This is a genomic window from Streptomyces sp. RK9 (genome assembly GCF_045070545.1).
Lineage (GTDB): Bacteria > Actinomycetota > Actinomycetes > Streptomycetales > Streptomycetaceae > Streptomyces > Streptomyces alboflavus.
This window is the reverse complement of record NZ_CP173703.1, coordinates 1,546,015-1,566,577: the sequence shown is the minus strand read 5'-3', so window position 1 is coordinate 1,566,577 and position 20,563 is coordinate 1,546,015. Positions and strand designations below refer to the sequence as shown.

General features: G+C 71.2%; 17 protein-coding genes. All 17 read left to right on the top strand.

The features are described from left to right. Positions 1–209 precede the first annotated feature (209 nt). The 17 genes from AB6L24_RS06065 (at position 210) to AB6L24_RS05985 (ending at position 20,498) form a co-directional block, all read left to right on the top strand. A complete protein-coding gene (locus AB6L24_RS06065; protein WP_405657054.1) occupies positions 210–2,045 on the top strand; it encodes a DUF5941 domain-containing protein in 1,836 nt (611 codons plus the stop codon). Continuing rightward, the gene (locus AB6L24_RS06060; RefSeq protein ID WP_030357027.1) at positions 2,042–2,794 is read left to right on the top strand and encodes a sugar phosphate nucleotidyltransferase; all 753 of its coding nucleotides are present in this window, start codon (positions 2,042–2,044) and stop codon (positions 2,792–2,794) included. The genes AB6L24_RS06065 and AB6L24_RS06060 overlap by 4 nt, the downstream gene beginning before the upstream one ends. After that, complete coding sequence (locus AB6L24_RS06055) at positions 2,782–3,846, top strand: iron-containing alcohol dehydrogenase family protein (RefSeq protein ID WP_405652918.1); 1,065 nt, start codon at positions 2,782–2,784, stop codon at positions 3,844–3,846. Before AB6L24_RS06060 ends, AB6L24_RS06055 begins: the two co-directional genes overlap by 13 nt. Further along, a complete protein-coding gene (locus AB6L24_RS06050) occupies positions 3,824–4,603 on the top strand; it encodes a CDP-alcohol phosphatidyltransferase family protein (protein WP_405652915.1) in 780 nt (259 codons plus the stop codon). The genes AB6L24_RS06055 and AB6L24_RS06050 overlap by 23 nt, the downstream gene beginning before the upstream one ends. A gap of 71 nt (positions 4,604–4,674) precedes the next feature. Beyond that, a complete protein-coding gene (locus AB6L24_RS06045; RefSeq protein WP_030357030.1) occupies positions 4,675–5,520 on the top strand; it encodes a glycosyltransferase family 2 protein in 846 nt (281 codons plus the stop codon). A 98-nt stretch (positions 5,521–5,618) separates the two neighbouring features. Next, a complete protein-coding gene (locus AB6L24_RS06040; protein WP_405652913.1) occupies positions 5,619–6,548 on the top strand; it encodes an ABC transporter permease in 930 nt (309 codons plus the stop codon). After that, a complete protein-coding gene (locus AB6L24_RS06035) occupies positions 6,541–7,341 on the top strand; it encodes an ABC transporter ATP-binding protein (protein ID WP_405652911.1) in 801 nt (266 codons plus the stop codon). Before AB6L24_RS06040 ends, AB6L24_RS06035 begins: the two co-directional genes overlap by 8 nt. 336 nt (positions 7,342–7,677) lie before the next feature. Next, positions 7,678–8,577 carry a squalene synthase HpnC gene (gene hpnC / locus AB6L24_RS06030; RefSeq protein WP_405652906.1) on the top strand — a complete coding sequence of 300 codons (900 nt, stop codon included), beginning with the start codon at positions 7,678–7,680 and terminating at the stop codon, positions 8,575–8,577. Further along, positions 8,574–9,524 carry a presqualene diphosphate synthase HpnD gene (gene hpnD, locus AB6L24_RS06025; protein ID WP_087886581.1) on the top strand — a complete coding sequence of 317 codons (951 nt, stop codon included), beginning with the start codon at positions 8,574–8,576 and terminating at the stop codon, positions 9,522–9,524. Before hpnC ends, hpnD begins: the two co-directional genes overlap by 4 nt. A gap of 109 nt (positions 9,525–9,633) precedes the next feature. Then, complete coding sequence (hpnE, locus tag AB6L24_RS06020; RefSeq protein ID WP_380855854.1) at positions 9,634–11,040, top strand: hydroxysqualene dehydroxylase HpnE; 1,407 nt, start codon at positions 9,634–9,636, stop codon at positions 11,038–11,040. Further along, complete coding sequence (locus AB6L24_RS06015) at positions 11,037–12,161, top strand: polyprenyl synthetase family protein (protein ID WP_078619249.1); 1,125 nt, start codon at positions 11,037–11,039, stop codon at positions 12,159–12,161. The genes hpnE and AB6L24_RS06015 overlap by 4 nt, the downstream gene beginning before the upstream one ends. 105 nt (positions 12,162–12,266) lie before the next feature. Continuing rightward, a complete protein-coding gene (shc, locus tag AB6L24_RS06010; RefSeq protein WP_405652902.1) occupies positions 12,267–14,261 on the top strand; it encodes a squalene--hopene cyclase in 1,995 nt (664 codons plus the stop codon). Beyond that, positions 14,261–14,911 (top strand): 1-hydroxy-2-methyl-2-butenyl 4-diphosphate reductase, encoded by a 651-nt coding sequence (locus tag AB6L24_RS06005; RefSeq protein WP_405652900.1) that lies wholly within the window; start codon positions 14,261–14,263, stop codon positions 14,909–14,911. The genes shc and AB6L24_RS06005 overlap by 1 nt, the downstream gene beginning before the upstream one ends. A 5-nt stretch (positions 14,912–14,916) precedes the next feature. Next, entirely contained in the window at positions 14,917–15,939 is a 1,023-nt protein-coding gene (gene hpnH, locus AB6L24_RS06000) for an adenosyl-hopene transferase HpnH (protein ID WP_030357039.1), read from the top strand. Between the two features lie 4 nt (positions 15,940–15,943). Next, positions 15,944–17,110, top strand: a complete 1,167-nt coding sequence (gene ispG, locus AB6L24_RS05995; protein WP_405652897.1) for a flavodoxin-dependent (E)-4-hydroxy-3-methylbut-2-enyl-diphosphate synthase — start codon at positions 15,944–15,946, stop codon at positions 17,108–17,110. A gap of 26 nt (positions 17,111–17,136) precedes the next feature. Beyond that, positions 17,137–19,107 (top strand): 1-deoxy-D-xylulose-5-phosphate synthase, encoded by a 1,971-nt coding sequence (gene dxs, locus AB6L24_RS05990; protein WP_405652895.1) that lies wholly within the window; start codon positions 17,137–17,139, stop codon positions 19,105–19,107. Then, positions 19,104–20,498 (top strand): aspartate aminotransferase family protein, encoded by a 1,395-nt coding sequence (locus AB6L24_RS05985; protein WP_405652893.1) that lies wholly within the window; start codon positions 19,104–19,106, stop codon positions 20,496–20,498. The genes dxs and AB6L24_RS05985 overlap by 4 nt, the downstream gene beginning before the upstream one ends. Positions 20,499–20,563: the final 65 nt, after the last annotated feature.

The following is a 20,563-nucleotide window of genomic DNA, read 5'->3' as shown; positions in this document are numbered from 1 at the left end:
TGTGGCCGCGGGCCGCTTTCGACCATGATGATCGCGGCGGTCGAGAACCACGCAGACCGCGCTGATCGGGGCGTGAACGGGCGGTGAACGCCCGCTTCCATTCATCCGATAGCCTCTGCCGACATGCCGCCCGGCCGCCTCGCTGCCCGGGTGCCCCCGTCACGCACGTGCCCGCGCGAGCCGCGCCGGGAATCAAGGAGTGAGTTCGTCTGTCGACCGCCATCCTCACCGGCCGGCCGGTGCCCGGTTCGCCGCTCGAAGGCGATCTGCGGTCCCTGGGCTTCGACGTGCGGACCGCCCCCGAGGCGGCGTCCCCGGAAGAGCTCGAGGCCCTGCTGCGTGACCTGCCCGCCGCCGAGCGCGTCGCCCTCGTCGACAGCCGCTTCGTCGGCCACGTCCACGCCCTGCGGCTCGGCCTGACCGACCCGCGCTTCCCGGTGTCGGCCGTGCCCGGCGCCGTGACCGCGCAGGCGGGAGCCCGCCGGGAGCTGACGGCCGCGCTGCGCACGGCAGTTGGGACCGCCGGCGCCGACGGTGGCCGCGCGCCCGTGACGCTCGCCCCCGACGCCGTGCCCGACCGCGTCGCCGCCGCGATCGAGGCCACCGGCACCGACGTGCACCGGCCCGAACTCGGCACCCTCGTCGCGGCCCTGCCCGGCGACCCCGAGTCCCGCAACACCGCACGCCAGGCCGTCGCCGCCGTCGACGACGAGGCCGTGCGCCTGCGCGGCGCGGTGAAGGCCCGCGACGGCTTCTTCACGACGTACTGCATCAGCCCCTACTCGCGCTATCTCGCCCGCTGGTGCGCGCGCCGGGGCCTCACCCCCAACCAGGTCACCACCGCGTCCCTGCTCGTCGCGGTGATCGCGGCCGGCTGCGCGGCGACCGGCACCCGCGGCGGCTTCGTCGCCGCCGGACTGCTGCTCCTGTTCTCCTTCGTCCTGGACTGCACCGACGGCCAGCTCGCCCGCTACTCACTGCAGTACTCCACGCTCGGCGCCTGGCTCGACGCGACCTTCGACCGCGCCAAGGAGTACGCGTACTACGCGGGCCTCGCCCTCGGCGCCGCCCGCGGCGGGGACGACGTGTGGGCGCTCGCGCTCGGCGCGATGATCCTGCAGACCTGCCGGCACGTCGTGGACTTCTCCTTCAACGAGGGCAACGTCGACGACGCGGGCAAGGCCGCCGTCAACACCAGCCCCACCGCGACGCTCTCCGGCAAGCTCGACGGCGTCGGCTGGACGGTCTGGGTGCGCCGGATGATCGTCCTGCCCATCGGCGAGCGCTGGGCCCTCATCGCCGTGCTCACCGCCGTCACCACGCCGCGGATCACCTTCGTCGTGCTCCTGGTCGGCTGCGGTCTCGCCGCCTGCTACACCACGGCGGGCCGCGTCCTGCGCTCGCTGCGCAAGGCCCCCCGCACCGAGCGCGCCGCCCAGGCCCTCACCGACCTCGCCGACAGCGGCACCGTCGCCGCCGCCCTCGCCGCGCTGCGCCGCGGGCCGCTGCCCCTCGCGCCGCTGCTCGCCCTCGTCGGCGCCGCCGCGGTCGTCTGCACGGCCGCCTTCAGCTCCTACGGCAGCCCCTGGCCGGTGCTCGGCGCCGCCGTCTACGCGGTCACCTCGGGCCTCGCCGTCACCCCGCGGCTCAAGGGGCGCCTCGACTGGCTGGTTCCGCCGTTCTTCCGGGCCGCCGAATACGGCACCGTTCTGGTACTGGCCGCCAAAGCCGACGTGAACGGGAGCCTTCCCGCGGCTTTCGGCCTGGTGGCCGCGGTCGCCTACCATCACTACGACACCGTGTACCGCATTCGCGGTGTCGGCGCGCCCCCGCGCTGGCTGGTGCGGGCGATCGGCGGGCACGAAGGCAGGACGTTCGCGGTCACCGTGCTGGCCGCCCTGCTGACAAACACAGATTTCACCGTCGCGCTCACGGCGCTCGCCGTGGCCGTGGCCCTCGTGGTGCTCGTCGAGAGCATCCGCTTCTGGGTGACCGCTCACAAGCGCGGAGCACCCGCCGTACACGATGAAGGAGAACCCGCATGATCGGCCTCGTCCTGGCCGCCGGCGCCGGCCGGCGTCTGCGCCCCTACACCGAAACGCTTCCCAAGGCGCTGGTGCCCGTCGTGGGCGAGGGAACCGAGAACGAGCTGGCTGTCCTCGACCTCACCCTGAAGAACTTCGCCGAGATCGGCCTGACCGAGGTCGCGATCATCGTCGGCTACCGCAAGGAAGCCGTGTACGACCGCAAGGCCGCGCTCGAGGCGAAGTACAACCTCAAGCTCACGCTGATCGACAACGACAAGGCCGAGGAGTGGAACAACGCCTACTCCCTGTGGTGCGGCCGCGACTCGATCAAGCACTCGGTGATCCTCGCCAACGGTGACACCGTGCACCCGGTCTCCGTCGAGAAGACGCTGCTCGCCGCCCGCGGCGACGGCAAGAAGATCATCCTCGCCCTCGACACGGTGAAGAACCTCGCCGACGAGGAGATGAAGGTCATCGTGGACCCCGAGAAGGGCGTCCAGAAGATCACCAAGCTGATGGACCCGGCGACGGCCACCGGCGAGTACATCGGCGTCACCCTCATCGAGGGCGAGGCGGCCGACGAGCTCGCCGACGCGCTGAAGACCACCTTCGAGCGCGACCCCGACCTCTACTACGAGGACGGCTACCAGGAGCTCGTCAACCGCGGCTTCAAGATCGATGTGGCGCCGATCGGCGACGTCAAGTGGGTCGAGATCGACAACCACGACGACCTCGCCAAGGGACGTGAGATCGCGTGCCAGTACTGACGAGGCTCATCCCCTCGCCGGTCGTCGTGGACATCCGGCCGGGGGCGTTGAACGACCTGGCCGGTGTCCTCGCCGACCAGCGGATCTGCTCGTCGACCGGCAAGCTCGCCATCGCCATCAGCGGCGGCTCCGGCGCGGTGCTGCGCAAGCGGCTCGCGCCGTCGCTGCCGAGTGCCGAGTGGTTCGAGGTGGGCGGCGGCACGCTCGATGACGCCATCAAGCTCGCCGAGGCCATGAAGAAGGGCCGCTACGACGCGGTCGTCGGCCTCGGCGGCGGCAAGATCATCGACTGCGCCAAGTTCGCCGCGGCGCGCGTCGGCCTGCCGCTGGTCGCCGTCGCGACGAACCTGTCGCACGACGGCCTCTGCTCGCCCGTCGCGACCCTCGACAACGACGCGGGCCGCGGCTCCTACGGCGTGCCGAACCCGATCGCGGTCGTCATCGACCTCGACGTCATCCGCGAGGCCCCGGTCCGCTTCGTGCGCTCCGGCATCGGCGACGCGCTCTCCAACATCTCGGCGATCCGGGACTGGGAGCTGGCCGCCCGCGAGCGCGGCGAGGACATCGACGGCCTCGCCGCCGCGATGGCCCGCCAGGCGGGCGAGGCGGTCCTGCGCCACCCCGGCGGCGTCGGCGACGACGGCTTCCTCCAGGTGCTCGCCGAGGGCCTGGTCCTCACCGGCATCGCCATGTCCGTCTCGGGCGACTCCCGCCCGGCGTCCGGCGCCTGCCACGAGATCAACCACGCCTTCGACCTGCTCTTCCCCAAGCGCGCCGCGAGCCACGGCGAGCAGTGCGGGCTCGGCGCCGCCTTCGCGATGTACCTGCGCGGTGCCCGTGAGGAGTCGGCGTACATGGCGGAGGTCCTGCGCCGCCACGGTCTGCCCGTGCTCCCGGAGGAGATCGGCTTCACCGTGGACGAGTTCGTCCAGGTCGTCGAGTACGCCCCGCAGACCCGGCCGGGCCGCTACACGATCCTCGAGCACCTCAATCTGAACACCGACCAGATCAAGGACGCATACGCCGACTATGCCAAGGCCATCGGTAGCTGAACTCCGGCCCGTCGTTCACCCCGCGGGGGTGAAGGACCGGCGCAGCGGTGAGCACTGGGCGGGACGCATGTACATGCGGGAGATCTCGCTGCGCTGCGACCGCTACCTGGTGAACACCAGGATCACGCCCAATCAGCTGACCTACCTGATGACCGTCGCGGGCGTCCTCGCGGCCCCGGCCCTGCTCGTGCCGGGGATCTGGGGCGCGGTGCTCGGGGTCGTCGCGGTCCAGCTCTACCTGCTGCTCGACTGCGTCGACGGGGAGATCGCCCGCTGGCGCAAGCAGTACTCCATGTCCGGGGTGTACCTGGACCGGGTCGGCGCCTATCTGTGCGACGCGGCGGTCCTGGTCGGCTTCGGTCTGCGCGCCGCCGACCTGTGGGGATCGGGCCGCATCGACTGGCTGTGGGCCTTCCTCGGCACCCTGGCCGCCCTCGGCGCCATCCTGATCAAGGCCGAGACCGACCTCGTGGCCGTCGCCCGGCACCAGCAGGGCATGGCGCCGGTGCAGGAGTCGGCGTCCGAGCCGCGCGCGTCCGGCGTGGCCCTGGCCCGCAAGGTCGCCGGAGCGCTGAAGTTCCACCGCCTCATCCTCGGCATCGAGGCGTCACTGCTGATCCTGGTCATCGCGGTCGTGGACCAGATCCGGGGGGACCTGTTCTTCTCGCGTCTGGGTGTCGCGGTCCTCGCCGGCATCGCCCTCCTGCAGACCGTGCTGCACCTAGTGTCCATCCTCGCGTCGAGCAGGCTGAAGTGAGCACACCGAGCCCCTCCGGCACACCGGGGACGCCGGCCGCGCCGCTCAAGGTCGGCGCGGTCGTCATCACCATGGGCAACCGCCCGCAGGAGCTGCGCGCGCTGCTCGACTCGGTCGCCAAGCAGGACGGCGACCGGGTCGAGGTGGTCGTCGTCGGCAACGGCGCCCCCGTGCCGGAGGTGCCCGAAGGCGTGCGCACCATAGAACTGCCCGAGAACCTGGGCATCCCGGGCGGGCGCAATGTGGGCATCGAGGCCTTCGGCCCGGGCGGCACCGACGTCGACATCCTGCTCTTCCTCGACGACGACGGACTGCTCGCGCACACCGACACCGCCGAGCTGTGCCGCGCGGCCTTCGCGGCGGACCCCGAGCTCGGCATCATCAGCTTCCGCATCGCCGACCCGGACACCGGCGTCACCCAGCGCCGCCACGTCCCGCGCCTGCGCGCCTCGGACCCGATGCGCTCCTCCCGCGTGACGACGTTCCTCGGCGGCGCCAACGCCGTGCGCACCGCGGTCCTGAAGGAGGTCGGCGGCCTGCCCGACGCCTTCTTCTACGCCCACGAGGAGACCGACCTCGCCTGGCGTGCCCTGGACGCGGGCTGGATGATCGACTACCGCGCCGACATGGTGCTGTTCCACCCCACCACGGCCCCCTCCCGGCACGCGGTCTACCACCGCATGGTGGCCCGCAACCGGGTCTGGCTTGCCCGCCGCAACCTGCCCGCCGTGCTCGTGCCCGTGTACCTCGGCGTCTGGCTCCTGCTCACCCTCGCCCGGCGCCCCTCGCGGCCCGCCCTGAAGGCCTGGTTCGGCGGTTTCAAGGAGGGCTGGACCAGCCCGAGCGGCCCTCGGCGCCCCATGCGGTGGCGTACGGTGTGGCGCCTGACCCGGCTGGGCCGACCTCCCGTGATCTGACAAGCTCTGGTCTGAGAACATTCGGGCCGTATTCCGGTCCCTGGCCCCCCACGCCTACGCCCGACCGGCCGTGCATCTGAAGACGAAAGTTTCCCCTCGTGAGTGAGACAACGCAGGACGGTGGAGTCGCGGTGACCGCGCCACCGTCGCCCGACGACGGGCTGTCCCCCGCAGAGCTGGCGGCCAAGTACGGCCTGTCCGTCAGCGGCGCCCGTCCGGGTCTTTTCGAGTACGTCCGCCAGCTCTGGGGCCGGCGCCACTTCATCCTCGCCTTCTCGCAGGCGAAGCTCACCGCCCAGTACAGCCAGGCCAAGCTCGGCCAGCTGTGGCAGGTGGCGACACCACTGCTCAACGCGCTCGTCTACTTCCTCATCTTCGGCCTGATCCTCAAGGCCGACCGGGGCATGGAGCGGGAGGTGTACATCCCGTTCCTCGTGACAGGCGTCTTCGTCTTCACCTTCACGCAGAGCTCGGTGATGGCGGGCGTGCGGGCGATCTCGGGCAACCTCGGTCTGGTGCGCGCGCTGCACTTCCCGCGCGCCTCGCTGCCGATCTCGTTCTCGCTGCAGCAGCTCCAGCAGCTGCTGTTCTCGATGATCGTGCTGTTCGTGGTGGCGGTCGGCTTCGGCAGCTACCCGCGCCTTTCCTGGCTGCTCATCCCGCCGGTGCTCGCGCTGCAGTTCCTCTTCAACACCGGCCTGGCGCTGATCATGGCGAGGCTCGGCAGCAAGACCCCCGACCTCGCGCAGCTGATGCCGTTCGTGATGCGCACCTGGATGTACGCGTCCGGCGTGATGTTCTCCATCCCGGTGATGCTCAAGGAGCACCCGGCGTGGATCGCCGACATCCTCCAGTGGAACCCGGCCGCCATCTACATGGACCTGATGCGCTTCGCGCTCATCGACGGCTACGGCTCGGAGAACCTGCCCCCGCACGTCTGGCTGGTCGCGGCCGGCTGGGCCCTGCTCGTCGCCGCGGGCGGCTTCGTGTACTTCTGGAAGGCTGAGGAGCGCTACGGCCGTGGCTGAGGACAACAACGACCAGGCGGTCGGCTTGAGCAAGGCGCACATCCCCACCGTCATCGCCGACGAGCTGCACATCGTCTACCGCGTCAACGGCGCCAAGACGGGCAAGGGCAGCGCCACCTCCGCGCTGAGCCGCATCATCAGGCGCGGCGAGGAGCGCGGTGTGCGCAAGGTGCACGCCGTGCGCGGCGTCAGCTTCACCGCCTACCGCGGCGAGGCGATCGGCCTCATCGGCTCGAACGGCTCCGGCAAGTCCACCCTGCTCCGGGCCATCGCCGGCCTCCTTCCCGCCGAGAAGGGCAAGGTGTACACCGACGGCCAGCCCTCGCTGCTCGGGGTGAACGCGGCCCTCATGAACGACCTGACCGGCGAGCGCAACGTGATCCTCGGCGGGCTCGCGATGGGCATGAGCCGGGAGCAGATCAAGGCGCGCTACCAGGACATCGTCGACTTCTCCGGCATCAACGAGAAGGGTGACTTCATCACCCTGCCGATGCGCACCTACTCCTCCGGCATGGCCGCCCGCCTGCGGTTCTCCATCGCGGCGGCCAAGGACCACGACGTACTGATGATCGACGAGGCCCTCGCCACCGGCGACCGCAAGTTCCAGAAGCGCTCCGAGGCCCGCATCCGCGAGCTGCGCAAGGAGGCGGGCACGGTCTTCCTGGTGAGCCACAACAACAAGTCGATCCGTGACACCTGCGACCGCGTGCTCTGGCTGGAGCGGGGCGAGCTGCGGATGGACGGACCGACGGACGAGGTCATCAAGGAGTACGAGAAGTTCACCGGCAAGTAGCCGAATGGCCGCACGGGTGTGGCGGCCGAACGGGTCAGGGCCCCGCCGGGACGTCCCCGGCGGGGCCCTGACCCGTGTCCGGACCCCAGGAGCCCCTCAAGTCACCGGAGTTCAGGGAAGATTGAAGCCAATCGGTGCGTTGTTGTGATGTGCCGAACACCCCGACGACTCGGTGTGCGTTGTACAACGTAAGCTGTACCGGTGCTGATTCGCGGCAAGTGGGGCGATATCGCGCGGCACCGTGGCGGGGGCGCGGTCGGCCGCACGGGAGGCGGGGCGGCGTGTCCGAAATAGGATGTTTTGGGTCGGCAGTGTAGAACGGGAGATGTGACGGCAATGGCTACGGACGATCTCCGGCTCCGCGATGCGTCCGCCGTCCTCGACAAAGCCGCGGACGAGAACTTCCCCGTGGCCCCGTTCTTCCTCCCGCGCGCCTGGCGCGAGGACCTCATGGCCGTGTACGGCTACGCCCGCCTGGTCGACGACATCGGCGACGCCGACCTCGACCGCGGCGCGGCCCACGCCCGCTACCTCGGCGCGGACCGCGGGACCGCCGGCGACCCGCTCGCGCTCCTGGACGCCTTCGAAGCCGACCTCGGCAAGGTCTTCGCAGGTCAGGAGCCCGGCCACCCGCTCCTTCGGGCCCTGGTGCCGACCGTGCGCCGCCGCCGGCTCACCCCCGAGCCCTTTCTCGCCCTGATCGCGGCCAACCGCCAGGACCAGCTCGTCAAGCGGTACGAGACCTACGACGACCTCGTGGCCTACTGCGAGCTGTCCGCCAACCCCGTCGGACGCCTGGTCCTCGCCATCACCGACACCGCCACACCCGAGCGCGTGCGCCTCTCGGACTCCGTGTGCACGGCACTGCAGATCGTGGAGCACCTCCAGGACGTGCGCGAGGACCTGGGCCGCGACCGTGTCTATCTCCCCGCCGAGGACATGAAGCGGTTTCATGTCCAGGAGCGGGATCTGGCTGTCCCTACGGCAGGCGCGTCGGTGCGCGCACTGGTTGCATATGAAGCGGAACGCGCCCGCTGCCTCCTGAATGAAGGCACCCCCCTGGTGGGTAGCGTCCACGGCAGGCTGAAGCTGCTGCTTGCAGGGTTCGTGGCAGGGGGGAGGGCGGCGGTCGCGGCGATCGCCGCCGCCGGATACGACGTACTTCCAAGGCCGCCGAAGCCCACGAAGCCGCGCCTGGTGCGCGAGGTGGGCGCGGTTCTGCGAGGAGAGGGGTGAGCCGGACCGTGGAGTCAGAACCTCGCGTGTCCGCGCCGGTACTCGCCGCATACAGCTATTGCGAGACCGTGACCGGGCAGCAGGCGCGCAATTTCGCGTACGGCATCAGGCTGCTGCCGACGCCGCAGCGGCGGGCGATGTCCGCGCTCTACGCGTTCTCGCGGCGCGTGGACGACATCGGCGACGGCGCCCTGGAGCCGGACGTGAAGGGGGCGCGGCTCCACGACACCCGGGCCCTGCTCACCCGTGTCCGCGACGGCGAGGTGGCGGAGGACGACACCGACCCCGTGGCCGTGGCGCTGAGCCACGCGGCCCGGCACTTCCCGATCCCGCTCGGCGGGCTCGACGAGCTGATCGACGGCGTCCTGATGGACGTGCGCGGCGAGACCTACGAGACCTGGGACGACCTGAAGGTCTACTGCCGCTGTGTGGCCGGCGCGATCGGGCGGCTCTCCCTCGGGGTGTTCGGCACCGAGCCGGGGGCGCTGCACGCGGAGCGCGCGCCGGAGTACGCCGACACGCTCGGCCTCGCGCTCCAACTCACCAATATCCTCAGGGACGTTCGCGAGGACGCCCTCGAAGGGCGCACCTACCTCCCGGCCGACGACCTCGCCAAGTTCGGCTGCTCCGCCGGGTTCGCCGGCAGCGAGCCGCCCGCCGGGTCGGACTTCGCGGGCCTCGTGCACTTCGAAGTCCGCCGCGCCCGGGCGCTGTTCGCCGAGGGCTACCGCCTGCTGCCCATGCTGGACCGGCGCAGCGGCGCCTGTGTGGCGGCGATGGCGGGCATCTACCGCCGGTTGCTCGATCGCATCGAGCGGGAGCCGGAAGCGGTCCTTCGGGGCCGCGTTTCGCTGCCGGGGCGCGAGAAGGCGTATGTCGCCGTGCGCGGTCTGTCCGGGCTCGACGCGCGCAGCGTCTCCCGGGGAGCCGTCAGGAGGCGTACATGATGCGCAGGTACGACGGCTCCGGCGCAGGTCCCGCGCGTCGCTCCAAACGGCGGGCAACCCTCCGCATGACCATGGCGTCCCAGACTGCAACTGCCGAAAGGGAGGACGCATGAGGCAGGACGACAGGCAGCCCGCAGCGGACGCCGACGGAGCCGGGAAACGGGCGTCCGCCGTCGTCGTGGGCGGCGGCCTGGCCGGTATCACCTCAGCCCTCGCCCTGGCCGACGCCGGCCTCGACGTCACCCTCCTGGAGGGCCGCCCGCGCCTCGGCGGACTCGCCTTCTCCTTCCAGCGCGGCGAGCTGACCGTCGACAACGGCCAGCACGTCTATCTGCGCTGCTGCACCGCCTACCGCTGGTTCCTCGACCGGGTCGAGGGCGCGCACCTGGCGCCGCTGCAGGAACGACTCGACGTACCCGTGCTCGACGCCGACCGGCACCGGCTCGGACGGCTGCGCCGCACCGCGCTCCCCGTGCCCCTGCACCTGGCCGCGAGCCTCGCCACCTACCCGCATCTGTCGCTCGCCGAGCGCGCCGCCGTCGGCCGCGCGGCGCTCGCCCTCAAGGGGCTCGACCCGGCCGACCCGGCGCTCGACAGTCAGGACTTCGGCAGCTGGCTGGCCGCCCGCGGACAGTCGAAGCGCGCCATCGAGGCCCTGTGGGACCTCGTCGGGGTCGCCACCCTCAACGCCGTCGCGGGCGACGCCTCGCTCGGGCTCGCCGCGATGGTGTTCAAGACCGGTCTGCTCTCCGACCCGGGCGCCGCCGACATCGGCTGGGCGCGGGTGCCCCTCGGTGACATCCATGACGGTCTGGCCCGCAAGGCGCTCGACTCGGCGGGCGTGCGTACCGAACTGAGGGCACGTGTCACCTCCATCTCCCGTAGTGACAACGGCGGTTGGCGCGTCGAGGTTCCCGGCGAGTCGCTCCCGGCGGACACGGTGGTGCTCGCCGTGCCGCAGGCCGAGACCCACGACCTGCTCCCGGACGGCGCCCTCGACGAGCCCGACCGGCTGCTCGGCATCGACACCGCGCCGATCCTGAACATCCACGTCGTGTACGACCGCAAGGTCCTCAAGCGGCCGTTCTTCGCCGCGCTCGGCACCCCCGTGCAGTGGGTCTTCGACCGGACCGACGCCTCCGGCCTGGCCGAGGGCCAGTACCTGGCCCTCTCGCAGTCCGCTGCCCAGGACGAGATCGACGCGCCCGTGGCGGCGCTCAGAGAGCGCTATCTGCCGGAGCTCGAGCGCCTCCTGCCCGCCGCGCACGGCGCACGGGTCCTCGACTTCTTCGTGACCCGGGAGCGCACCGCGACCTTCGCGCCCACCCCGGGCGTCGGCCGCCTGCGACCGGGCGCGCACACCAACGCGTCCGGGCTCTACCTGGCGGGCGCGTGGACCGCGACCGGCTGGCCCGCGACGATGGAAAGCGCTGTACGCAGCGGAATCACCGCGGCCCGGGCGGCCCTGACCGCACTCGACCGCCCTCATGGACATCTCTTCGAGGAGGCGGCGTGAAGCTCGACCTGCTGGGGCCCCCGCCCCACGAACCCCGCACCGGAACCAGAGGAGAGAATGTGCCGACTGTGCCCTCGGCCGAACCGGCCGCTGTGGACGTGACCGCGCTGCTGGAACGCGGCCGGACGCTGGCCACCCCGGTCCTGCGGTCCGCGGTGGACCGCCTCGCGCCGCCCATGGACACCGTCGCCGCCTACCACTTCGGCTGGATCGACGCGGCCGGCAACCCGTCCGTCGGCGACGGCGGCAAGGCCGTGCGCCCGGCGCTCGCCCTGCTCTCCGCGGAGGCCGCGGGCGCGAGCCCGGAGACGGGCGTGCCCGGTGCGGTCGCCGTCGAGCTGGTCCACAACTTCTCGCTCCTGCACGACGACCTGATGGACGGCGACGAGCAGCGCCGCCACCGCGACACGGTGTGGAAGGTGCACGGCCCGGCGCAGGCGATCCTCGTCGGCGACGCGCTGTTCGCCCTCGCCAACGAGGTCCTGCTCGAACTCGGCACCGTCGAGGCCGGCCGCGCCACGCGCCGCCTGACCACCGCGACCCGCGCCCTCATCGACGGCCAGGCGCAGGACATCTCCTACGAGCACCGCGAGCGGGTCACCGTCGAGGAGTGCCTGGAGATGGAGGGCAACAAGACGGGCGCGCTGCTCGCCTGCGCGGTCTCCATCGGCGCGGTCCTCGGCGGCGCCGACGACGCCACCGCCGACATCCTGGAGAAGTACGGCTACCACCTGGGCCTCGCCTTCCAGGCCGTCGACGACCTGCTCGGCATCTGGGGCGACCCGGAGGCCACCGGCAAGCAGACCTGGAGCGACCTGCGCCAGCGCAAGAAGTCCCTGCCCGTGGTCGCCGCGCTCGCCGCGGGCGGCCCGGCCTCCGAACGGCTCGGCGAGCTGCTCGCCGCCGACGCCAAGAGCAACGACTTCGACAGCTTCTCCGAGGAGGAGTTCGCCGCGCGCGCCGCCCTGATCGAGCAGGCGGGCGGCCGCGAGTGGACCGCCGAGGAGGCGCGACGGCAGCACACCGTCGCCATCGAGGCCCTGGACGCGGTCCAGATGCCGGACCAGGTGCGGGCGCAGCTCACCGCGCTCGCCGACTTCGTCGTCGTACGAAAGAGATGATCACTATCGGCCCCAACTGAATCGCAGTCGCCGGCCTGTGTCCCTCCAGGGCCCCGGCCGACGGCGGACCCGGCAGAGATGAAGCACTGCGTAGAAGGGGAAGCCATGACAGCGACGACCGACGGAAGCACCGGAGCGGCAACGCCCCGAGCGGCCTCGGCCACCGGAACGACCGACACCACTCCCGCGGCGCCCGGCGCACTGGGTGCCGCGGCCCGCGCCATAGAACGGTCCACACAGTTCCTGTTGTCCCGCCAGGACGCCCAGGGGTGGTGGAAGGGCGACCTGGAAACGAATGTGACCATGGACGCCGAGGACCTGTTGCTCCGTCAATTCCTGGGCATCCAGGACGAGTCGACCACCAGAGCCGCCGCCCTCTTCATCCGCGGCGAGCAGCGTGATGACGGCACCTGGGCCACCTTCTACGGCGGCCCCGGCGAACTCTCCGCCACCATCGAGGCATATGTGGCGCTGCGCCTGGCGGGGGACGCCCCCGACGCGCCGCACATGGCCAGGGCGTCCGCCTGGATCCGGGAGCGGGGCGGCATCGCGTCGGCCCGGGTCTTCACCCGCATCTGGCTCGCCCTCTTCGGCTGGTGGAAATGGGACGACCTGCCCGAGCTGCCGCCCGAACTCCTTTATTTTCCCAAGTGGTTCCCGCTCAACATTTATGACTTCGGCTGCTGGGCGCGGCAGACCATCGTGCCGCTCACCATCGTCTCGGCCAAGCGCCCGGTGCGCCCCGCGCCCTTCCCGCTGGATGAGCTGCACACCGACGCGAGCGTCCCGAATCCCGCCAAACCACTTGCCCCGGTGGCGAGTTGGGACGGCATCTTCCAGCGCATGGACAAGGCGCTGCACCTTTATCACAAGGTCGCGCCGCGCGGTGTGCGCAAGGCCGCGATGAACAGCGCCGCACGCTGGATCATCGAGCGGCAGGAGAACGACGGCTGCTGGGGCGGCATCCAGCCGCCCGCCGTGTACTCCGTGATCGCGCTGCATCTGATGGGCTACGACCTCGACCACCCGGTCCTCAGGGCGGGCCTCGAATCCCTGGACCGGTTCGCCGTGTGGCGCGAGGACGGCGCGCGGATGATCGAGGCCTGCCAGTCGCCGGTGTGGGACACCTGCCTCGCGGCCATCGCCCTCGCCGACGCCGGCGTGCCCGCCGACCACCCCCAGCTGGTCAAGGCCGCCGACTGGATGCTGGGCGAGCAGATCGTGCGCCCCGGCGACTGGTCGGTGCGCAGGCCGGGCCTGACCCCCGGCGGCTGGGCCTTCGAATTCCACAACGACAACTACCCCGACATCGACGACACCGCCGAGGTCGTCCTGGCGCTGCGCCGGGTCGCGCACCCGGACAAGGCGCGCCTGGAGAACGCCATCGAGCGCGGCGTGCGCTGGAACCTCGGCATGCAGTCGAAGAACGGCGCCTGGGCCGCCTTCGACGTCGACAACACCAGCCCCTTCCCCAACCGCCTGCCGTTCTGCGACTTCGGCGAGGTCATCGACCCGCCCTCCGCCGACGTCACCGCGCACGTCGTGGAGATGCTCGCCTGGGAGGGCAGGTCCCACGACCCGCGCACCCGGCGGGGCGTGGAGTGGCTGCTCTCCGAACAGGAGGCGAACGGCGCCTGGTTCGGGCGCTGGGGCGTCAACTACGTCTACGGCACCGGGTCGGTGCTGCCCGCGCTCGTCGCCGCCGGGCTGCCCGCCTCGCACCCGGCGATCCGGCGCGCGGTCGCCTGGCTGGAGTCGGTGCAGAACGACGACGGCGGCTGGGGCGAGGACCTGCGCTCCTACCGGGACGAGCAGTGGATCGGGCGCGGCGCGTCCACGGCGTCCCAGACCGCCTGGGCGCTGCTGGCGCTGCTCGCGGCGGGGGAGCGGGACGCCAAGTCCGTGGAGCGCGGCGTCGACTGGCTGACGCAGGCGCAGACCGAGGACGGCTCCTGGGACGAGCCGTACTTCACCGGCACCGGCTTCCCCTGGGACTTCTCGATCAACTACCACCTCTACCGGCAGGTCTTCCCGCTGACCGCGCTCGGCCGGTACGTCAACGGAGAGCCGGCCGTCGGCGGCTCCGGCAAGGGGGGCTGATGACCGCACCCCCGGCGCGGCCGGGCCCCGCACCGCTCCTCGTCGCCTGTGCGCTCGGCATCGAGCACCTCGCCCTGCGCACCGGCGACAAGGGCGGCGCGAGCGGGCCCATGACCGTCCTCAGGACGGGCATGGGCCCGCGGGCCGCCGAGCGCGCCGTGGCCAAGGCGCTCGACACCCCGCCCCTGGACGAGGCGGCCGTCGTGGCCACCGGCTTCTGCGCCGGACTCGCCCCCGGCATGCACCCCGGCGACCTGGTCGTCGCCGCCGAGACCCGCCACGACGGCGGCGCCACGCCCTGCGTGGGCACCGAACTCCTGGTCGAGGAGCTGGTGCGGACGCTGCCCCGCCGCACCGTGCACACCGGACCGCTCACGGGTTCCGACCACGTGGTCCGCGGCCACGAGCGCGGCGATCTGCTCGCCACCGGCGCCATCGCGGTGGACATGGAGTCCGCCGTCACGCTGCGCACCGCCGTGACGGCGGGGCCCCGCCCCGTTGCCGCCGTCCGGGTGGTCGTGGACGCCCCACAGCACGAACTCGTACGAATCGGCACGGTGCGCGGTGGAATATCGGCCTTCCGCGTTCTCCGTGCCGTGCTTCCCGCTTTCTTCGAATGGCACCGTTCTTCGCTGCTCCCCCGGAGGTGAGCCAGATGGTCATGCCGCTGCGTCAGTCGATCAAGGTCGCTACGTACCTGATGGAACAGAAGCTGCGCAAGCGGGACAAGTTCCCGCTGATTGTCGAGTTGGAGCCGCTGTTCGCGTGCAACTTGAAGTGCGAGGGCTGCGGGAAGATCCAGCACCCGGCCGGGGTGCTCAAGCAGCGCATGCCGGTGGCCCAGGCCGTGGGCGCCGTCCTGGAGTCCGGCGCGCCGATGGTGTCCATCGCCGGCGGCGAGCCGCTGATGCACCCTCAGATCGATGAGATCGTGCGGCAGTTGGTGGCCAAGAAGAAGTATGTCTTCCTTTGCACCAATGCCATGCTGCTGCGCAAGAAGATGGACAAGTTCACGCCCTCGCCGTACTTCGCGTTCGCCGTGCACATCGACGGGATGCGCGAGCGCCACGACGAGTCGGTGGCGAAGGAGGGGGTGTTCGACGAGGCGGTCGAGGCCATGAAGGAGGCCAAGCGGCGCGGCTTCCGGGTCACCACCAACTCGACCTTCTTCAACACCGACACCCCGCAGACGATCATCGAGGTGCTCAACTTCCTCAATGACGAGCTGCAGGTCGACGAGATGATGCTGTCGCCCGCCTACGCCTACGAGAAGGCGCCCGACCAGGAGCACTTCCTCGGTGTGGAGCAGACCCGCGAGCTGTTCAAGAAGGCCTTCGCTGGCGGCAACCGGCGCCGCTGGCGGCTGAACCACTCGCCGCTGTTCCTCGACTTCCTCGAGGGCAAGGTCGACTTCCAGTGCACGGCGTGGGCGATCCCCAACTACTCGCTCTTCGGCTGGCAGCGCCCCTGCTATCTGATGAGCGACGGGTACGTCCCCACGTACCGGGAGCTGATCGAGAAGACCGACTGGTCCAAGTACGGCCGCGGCAAGGACGAGCGGTGCGCGAACTGCATGGCGCACTGCGGCTACGAACCGACGGCTGTCCTCGCCACCATGGGCTCCCTCAAGGAGTCCCTGCGGGCCATGCGCGAGACCGTCAACGGAAACCGCGGGTGACGTCATGACCCCTGGAGCGCCCGTCGCGTTGGGCCTCCCGGAGCTGCCGGTCCGGCCCCTCGCCGAGCGCCGCCTCTCGCGGCGCATCGAGGTCGGACCGGTGGCCGTGGGGGGCGGCGCGCCGGTGTCGGTGCAGTCGATGACGACGACGCGTACGTCGGACATCGGGGCGACGCTGCAGCAGATCGCGGAGCTGACGGCGTCGGGTTGCCAGATCGTACGGGTGGCGTGTCCAACGCAGGACGACGCGGACGCGCTGGCCACGATCGCGCGGAAGTCGCAGATCCCGGTGATCGCCGACATCCACTTCCAGCCGAAGTACGTGTTCGCGGCGATCGACGCCGGGTGCGCGGCGGTGCGCGTGAACCCCGGCAACATCAAGCAGTTCGACGACCGGGTGCGGGACATCGCGCGGGCGGCGAACGACGCGGGCACCCCGATCCGGATCGGCGTCAACGCCGGATCCCTGGACGCCCGCCTCCTGAAGAAGTACGGCAGGGCGACGCCGGAGGCGCTCGTCGAGTCGGCGCTGTGGGAGGCGTCGCTGTTCGAGGAGCACGGCTTCCGGGACATCAAGATCTCGGTGAAGCACAACGACCCGGTGGTCATGGTCAACGCCTACCGGCAGCTGGCCGCCGCCTGCGACTATCCGCTGCACCTGGGCGTGACGGAGGCCGGCCCGGCGTTCCAGGGCACGATCAAGTCGGCGGTAGCCTTCGGCGCGCTGCTGAGCGAGGGCATCGGCGACACGATCCGCGTCTCGCTCTCGGCGCCTCCGGCCGAGGAGGTCAAGGTCGGCATCCAGATCCTGGAGTCGCTGAACCTGCGCCGGCGCCGTCTGGAGATCGTGTCCTGCCCCTCGTGCGGGCGCGCCCAGGTCGACGTCTACAAGCTGGCGGACGAGGTGACGGCGGGGCTTGACGGCATGGAGGTGCCGTTGCGGGTCGCGGTCATGGGGTGTGTGGTGAACGGGCCGGGTGAGGCGCGTGAGGCCGATCTGGGCGTCGCGTCCGGCAACGGCAAGGGCCAGATCTTCGTCAAGGGCGAGGTCGTCAAGACCGTCCCCGAGTCGAAGATCGTCGAGACCCTCATCGAAGAGGCGATGAAGATCGCCGAGCAGATGGAGGCCGCAGGCGTCCCGTCCGGGGTGCCCGACGTCACAGTGAGCTGAGAACGAACCAGTAAGGGGGCCCGAGCATGACCATTCTGGAGACGATCCGGGGGCCGCGCGACCTGAAGGCGCTGACCGAGGCCGAACTCGCGGAACTGGCCGAGGAGATACGGGAGTTCCTGGTGCACGCGGTCGCCAGGACCGGTGGTCATCTCGGGCCCAACCTGGGGGTGGTGGAGCTCACCATGGCCCTGCACCGGGTCTTCGAGTCGCCCGTGGACCGCATCGTGTGGGACACCGGCCACCAGAGCTACGTACACAAACTGCTGACCGGGCGTCAGGACTTCTCCAAGCTGCGCGGCAAGGGCGGCCTGTCCGGCTACCCCTCGCGCGAGGAGTCCGACCACGACATCGTCGAGAACAGCCACGCCTCGACCGCCCTCGGCTGGGCCGACGGCCTCGCCAAGGCCCGTGACGTCCTCGGCGAACGCGGGCACGTCGTCGCCGTCATCGGCGACGGGGCGCTCACCGGCGGCATGGCGTGGGAGGCGCTGAACAACATCGCCGCCGCCAAGGACCAGCCCCTGATCATCGTCGTCAACGACAACGAACGCTCGTACGCCCCCACCATCGGCGGCCTCGCCAACCACCTGGCCACCCTGCGCACCACCGACAGCTATGAGCAAGTCCTCGCCTGGGGCAAGGACTTCCTCCAGCGCACCCCCGTCGTCGGCCGCACCCTCTACGAGTCGCTGCACGGCGCGAAGAAGGGCTTCAAGGACGCCTTCGCGCCGCAGGGCATGTTCGAGGACCTCGGCCTGAAGTACGTCGGGCCGATCGACGGGCACGACACCAAGGCCGTCGAGTCGGCGCTGCGCCGCGCGAAACGCTTCCACGGGCCCGTGCTCGTGCACTGCCTCACCGAGAAGGGGCGCGGCTACGAACCCGCGCTCGCCGACGAGGCGGACCGCTTCCACACCGTCGGCGTCATGGACCCGCTCACCTGCGAGCCGCTCGCCCCGTCCAACGGCCCGTCCTGGACGTCTGTGTTCGGCGACGAGATCGTCCGCATCGGCGCCGAGCGCGAGGACGTCGTGGCGATCACGGCGGCCATGCTGCACCCGGTGGGCCTCACCAAGTTCGCCGAGGCCTACCCGGACCGGGTGTGGGACGTCGGCATCGCCGAGCAGCACGCCGCGGTGGCCGCCGCCGGACTCGCCACCGGCGGACTGCACCCCGTCGTCGCCGTCTACGCCACCTTCCTCAACCGCGCCTTCGACCAGCTCCTGATGGACGTCGCGCTGCACCGCTGCGGGGTGACGTTCGTCCTCGACCGCGCCGGGGTCACCGGGCCCGACGGGGCCTCCCACAACGGCATGTGGGACCTCTCCGTCCTCCAGGTCGTCCCCGGCCTCAGGATCGCCGCGCCGCGCGACGCCGACCAGCTGCGCACCCAGCTGCGCGAGGCCGTCACCGTCGACGACGCGCCGACGCTGCTGCGGTTCCCCAAGGAGTCGGTGGGCCCCTCGATCCCGGCGGTCGACCGCGTCGGCGCCATGGACGTGCTGAGCCGCGGCCCCGAAGAGGGTGCGGGCGCGGCCGCCGACGTGCTGCTCGTCGCCGTCGGCGTGATGGCGCCGGTGTGCCTGGGCGCCGCCGACCTGCTGCGGGAGCGCGGGATCAGCGCCACCGTGGTCGACCCGCGCTGGGTCAAGCCCGTCGACCCGGCGCTGCCCCCGCTGGCGGCCGGGCACCGGCTCGTGGCGGTCGTCGAGGACAACAGCAAGGCATCCGGGGTCGGCGCGGCGGTCGCGCTGGCCCTCGGCGAGGCCGAAGTGGACGTGCCCGTACGGCGGTTCGGCATCCCCGACCAGTTCCTCGCGCACGCCAAGCGGGGCGAGGTGCTCGCCGACCTCGGGCTCACCCCCGTCGAGATCGCCGGGAGCATCAGCGCGACCATCGCGCGCCGGGACGCCGCCGGCGCCGGCGCGCCGGAGCAGGCCGGACCCACCGGCACCGAGAGAGCCGGTGCGGCCGGCGAGGAGAAACGGGCATGACCAGCATGAGCAAGGAGTTCGACCTCGGCCGGCTGCTCGCCGAGCGCGGCGGCGAACGGTACGAACTGCACGCGCGGCACCTGAACCACCAGCTGCCGCGCATGCTGCACACCATCGGCTTCGACAAGGTCTACGAACGCGCGGAGGGCGCCCACTTCTGGGACGCGGACGGCAACGACTACCTGGACATGCTCGCCGGGTTCGGCGTCATGGGCCTCGGCCGCCACCACCCGGTCGTGCGCAAGGCGCTGCACGACGTCCTCGACGCCTCCCTCGCCGACCTCACCCGCTTCGACTGCCAGCCCCTGCCCGGCCTGCTCGCCGAGCAGCTGCTCACCCACAGCCCGCACCTGGACCGGGTGTTCTTCGGCAACAGTGGCACCGAGGCGGTGGAGACGGCCCTGAAGTTCGCCCGGTACGCGACCGGGAAGCCGAGGGTGCTGTACTGCGCGCACGCCTTCCACGGACTGACCACCGGGTCGCTCTCCGTCAACGGCGAGGACGGGTTCCGGGACGGCTTCGCGCCGCTCCTGCCGGACACGGCGGTCCCGCTCGGCGATCTGGACGCCCTGCGCCGGGAGCTGCAGAAGGGCGACGTCGCCGCGCTGATCGTCGAGCCCGTCCAGGGCAAGGGCGTGCACGAGGCGCCCCCGGGCTATCTGCGCGCCGCCCAGGACCTCCTGCACCGGCACAAGGCGCTCCTCATCGCCGACGAGGTGCAGACCGGGCTCGGCAGGACCGGCGCGTTCTACGCCTACGAGCACGACGAGGGTGTCGAGCCGGACCTGGTGTGCGTGGCCAAGGCGCTGTCCGGCGGCTATGTGCCGGTCGGCGCCACCCTCGGCAAGGACTGGATCTTCAAGAAGGTCTACTCGTCCATGGACCGGGTCCTGGTGCACTCGGCGAGCTTCGGGGCCAACGCGCAGGCCATGGCGGCCGGGCTCGCCGTCCTCGCCGTCATGCGGGACGAGAAGGTGGTCGAGAACGCCCGCGTGACCGGTGAGCTCCTGAAGGCGCGGCTCGGCGCGCTCGTCGACCGCTACGAACTGCTCAGCGAGGTGCGCGGGCGCGGGCTCATGATCGGCATCGAGTTCGGCAGGCCCAGGTCCCTGAAGCTGCGCAGCCGCTGGACGATGCTCCAGGCCGCGCGCAAGGGCCTGTTCGCGCAGATGGTCGTCGTGCCGCTGCTCCAGAAGCACCGCATCCTCACCCAGGTCTCCGGCGACCACCTGGAGGTCATCAAGCTGATCCCGCCGCTCACGGTGGGGGAGAAGGACGTCGACCGGTTCGTGGACGCCTTCACCGCCGTCATGGACGACGCGCACAGCGGGGGCGGGCTGATGTGGGACTTCGGCAAGACGCTGGTCAAGCAGGCGGTGGCGAACCGCTAGCGGGGCCGAACCCGGGGCTTTTGCCTCAGGGGCAAGAAAGTTGCCCCTGAGGCAAGGCTCTGGCT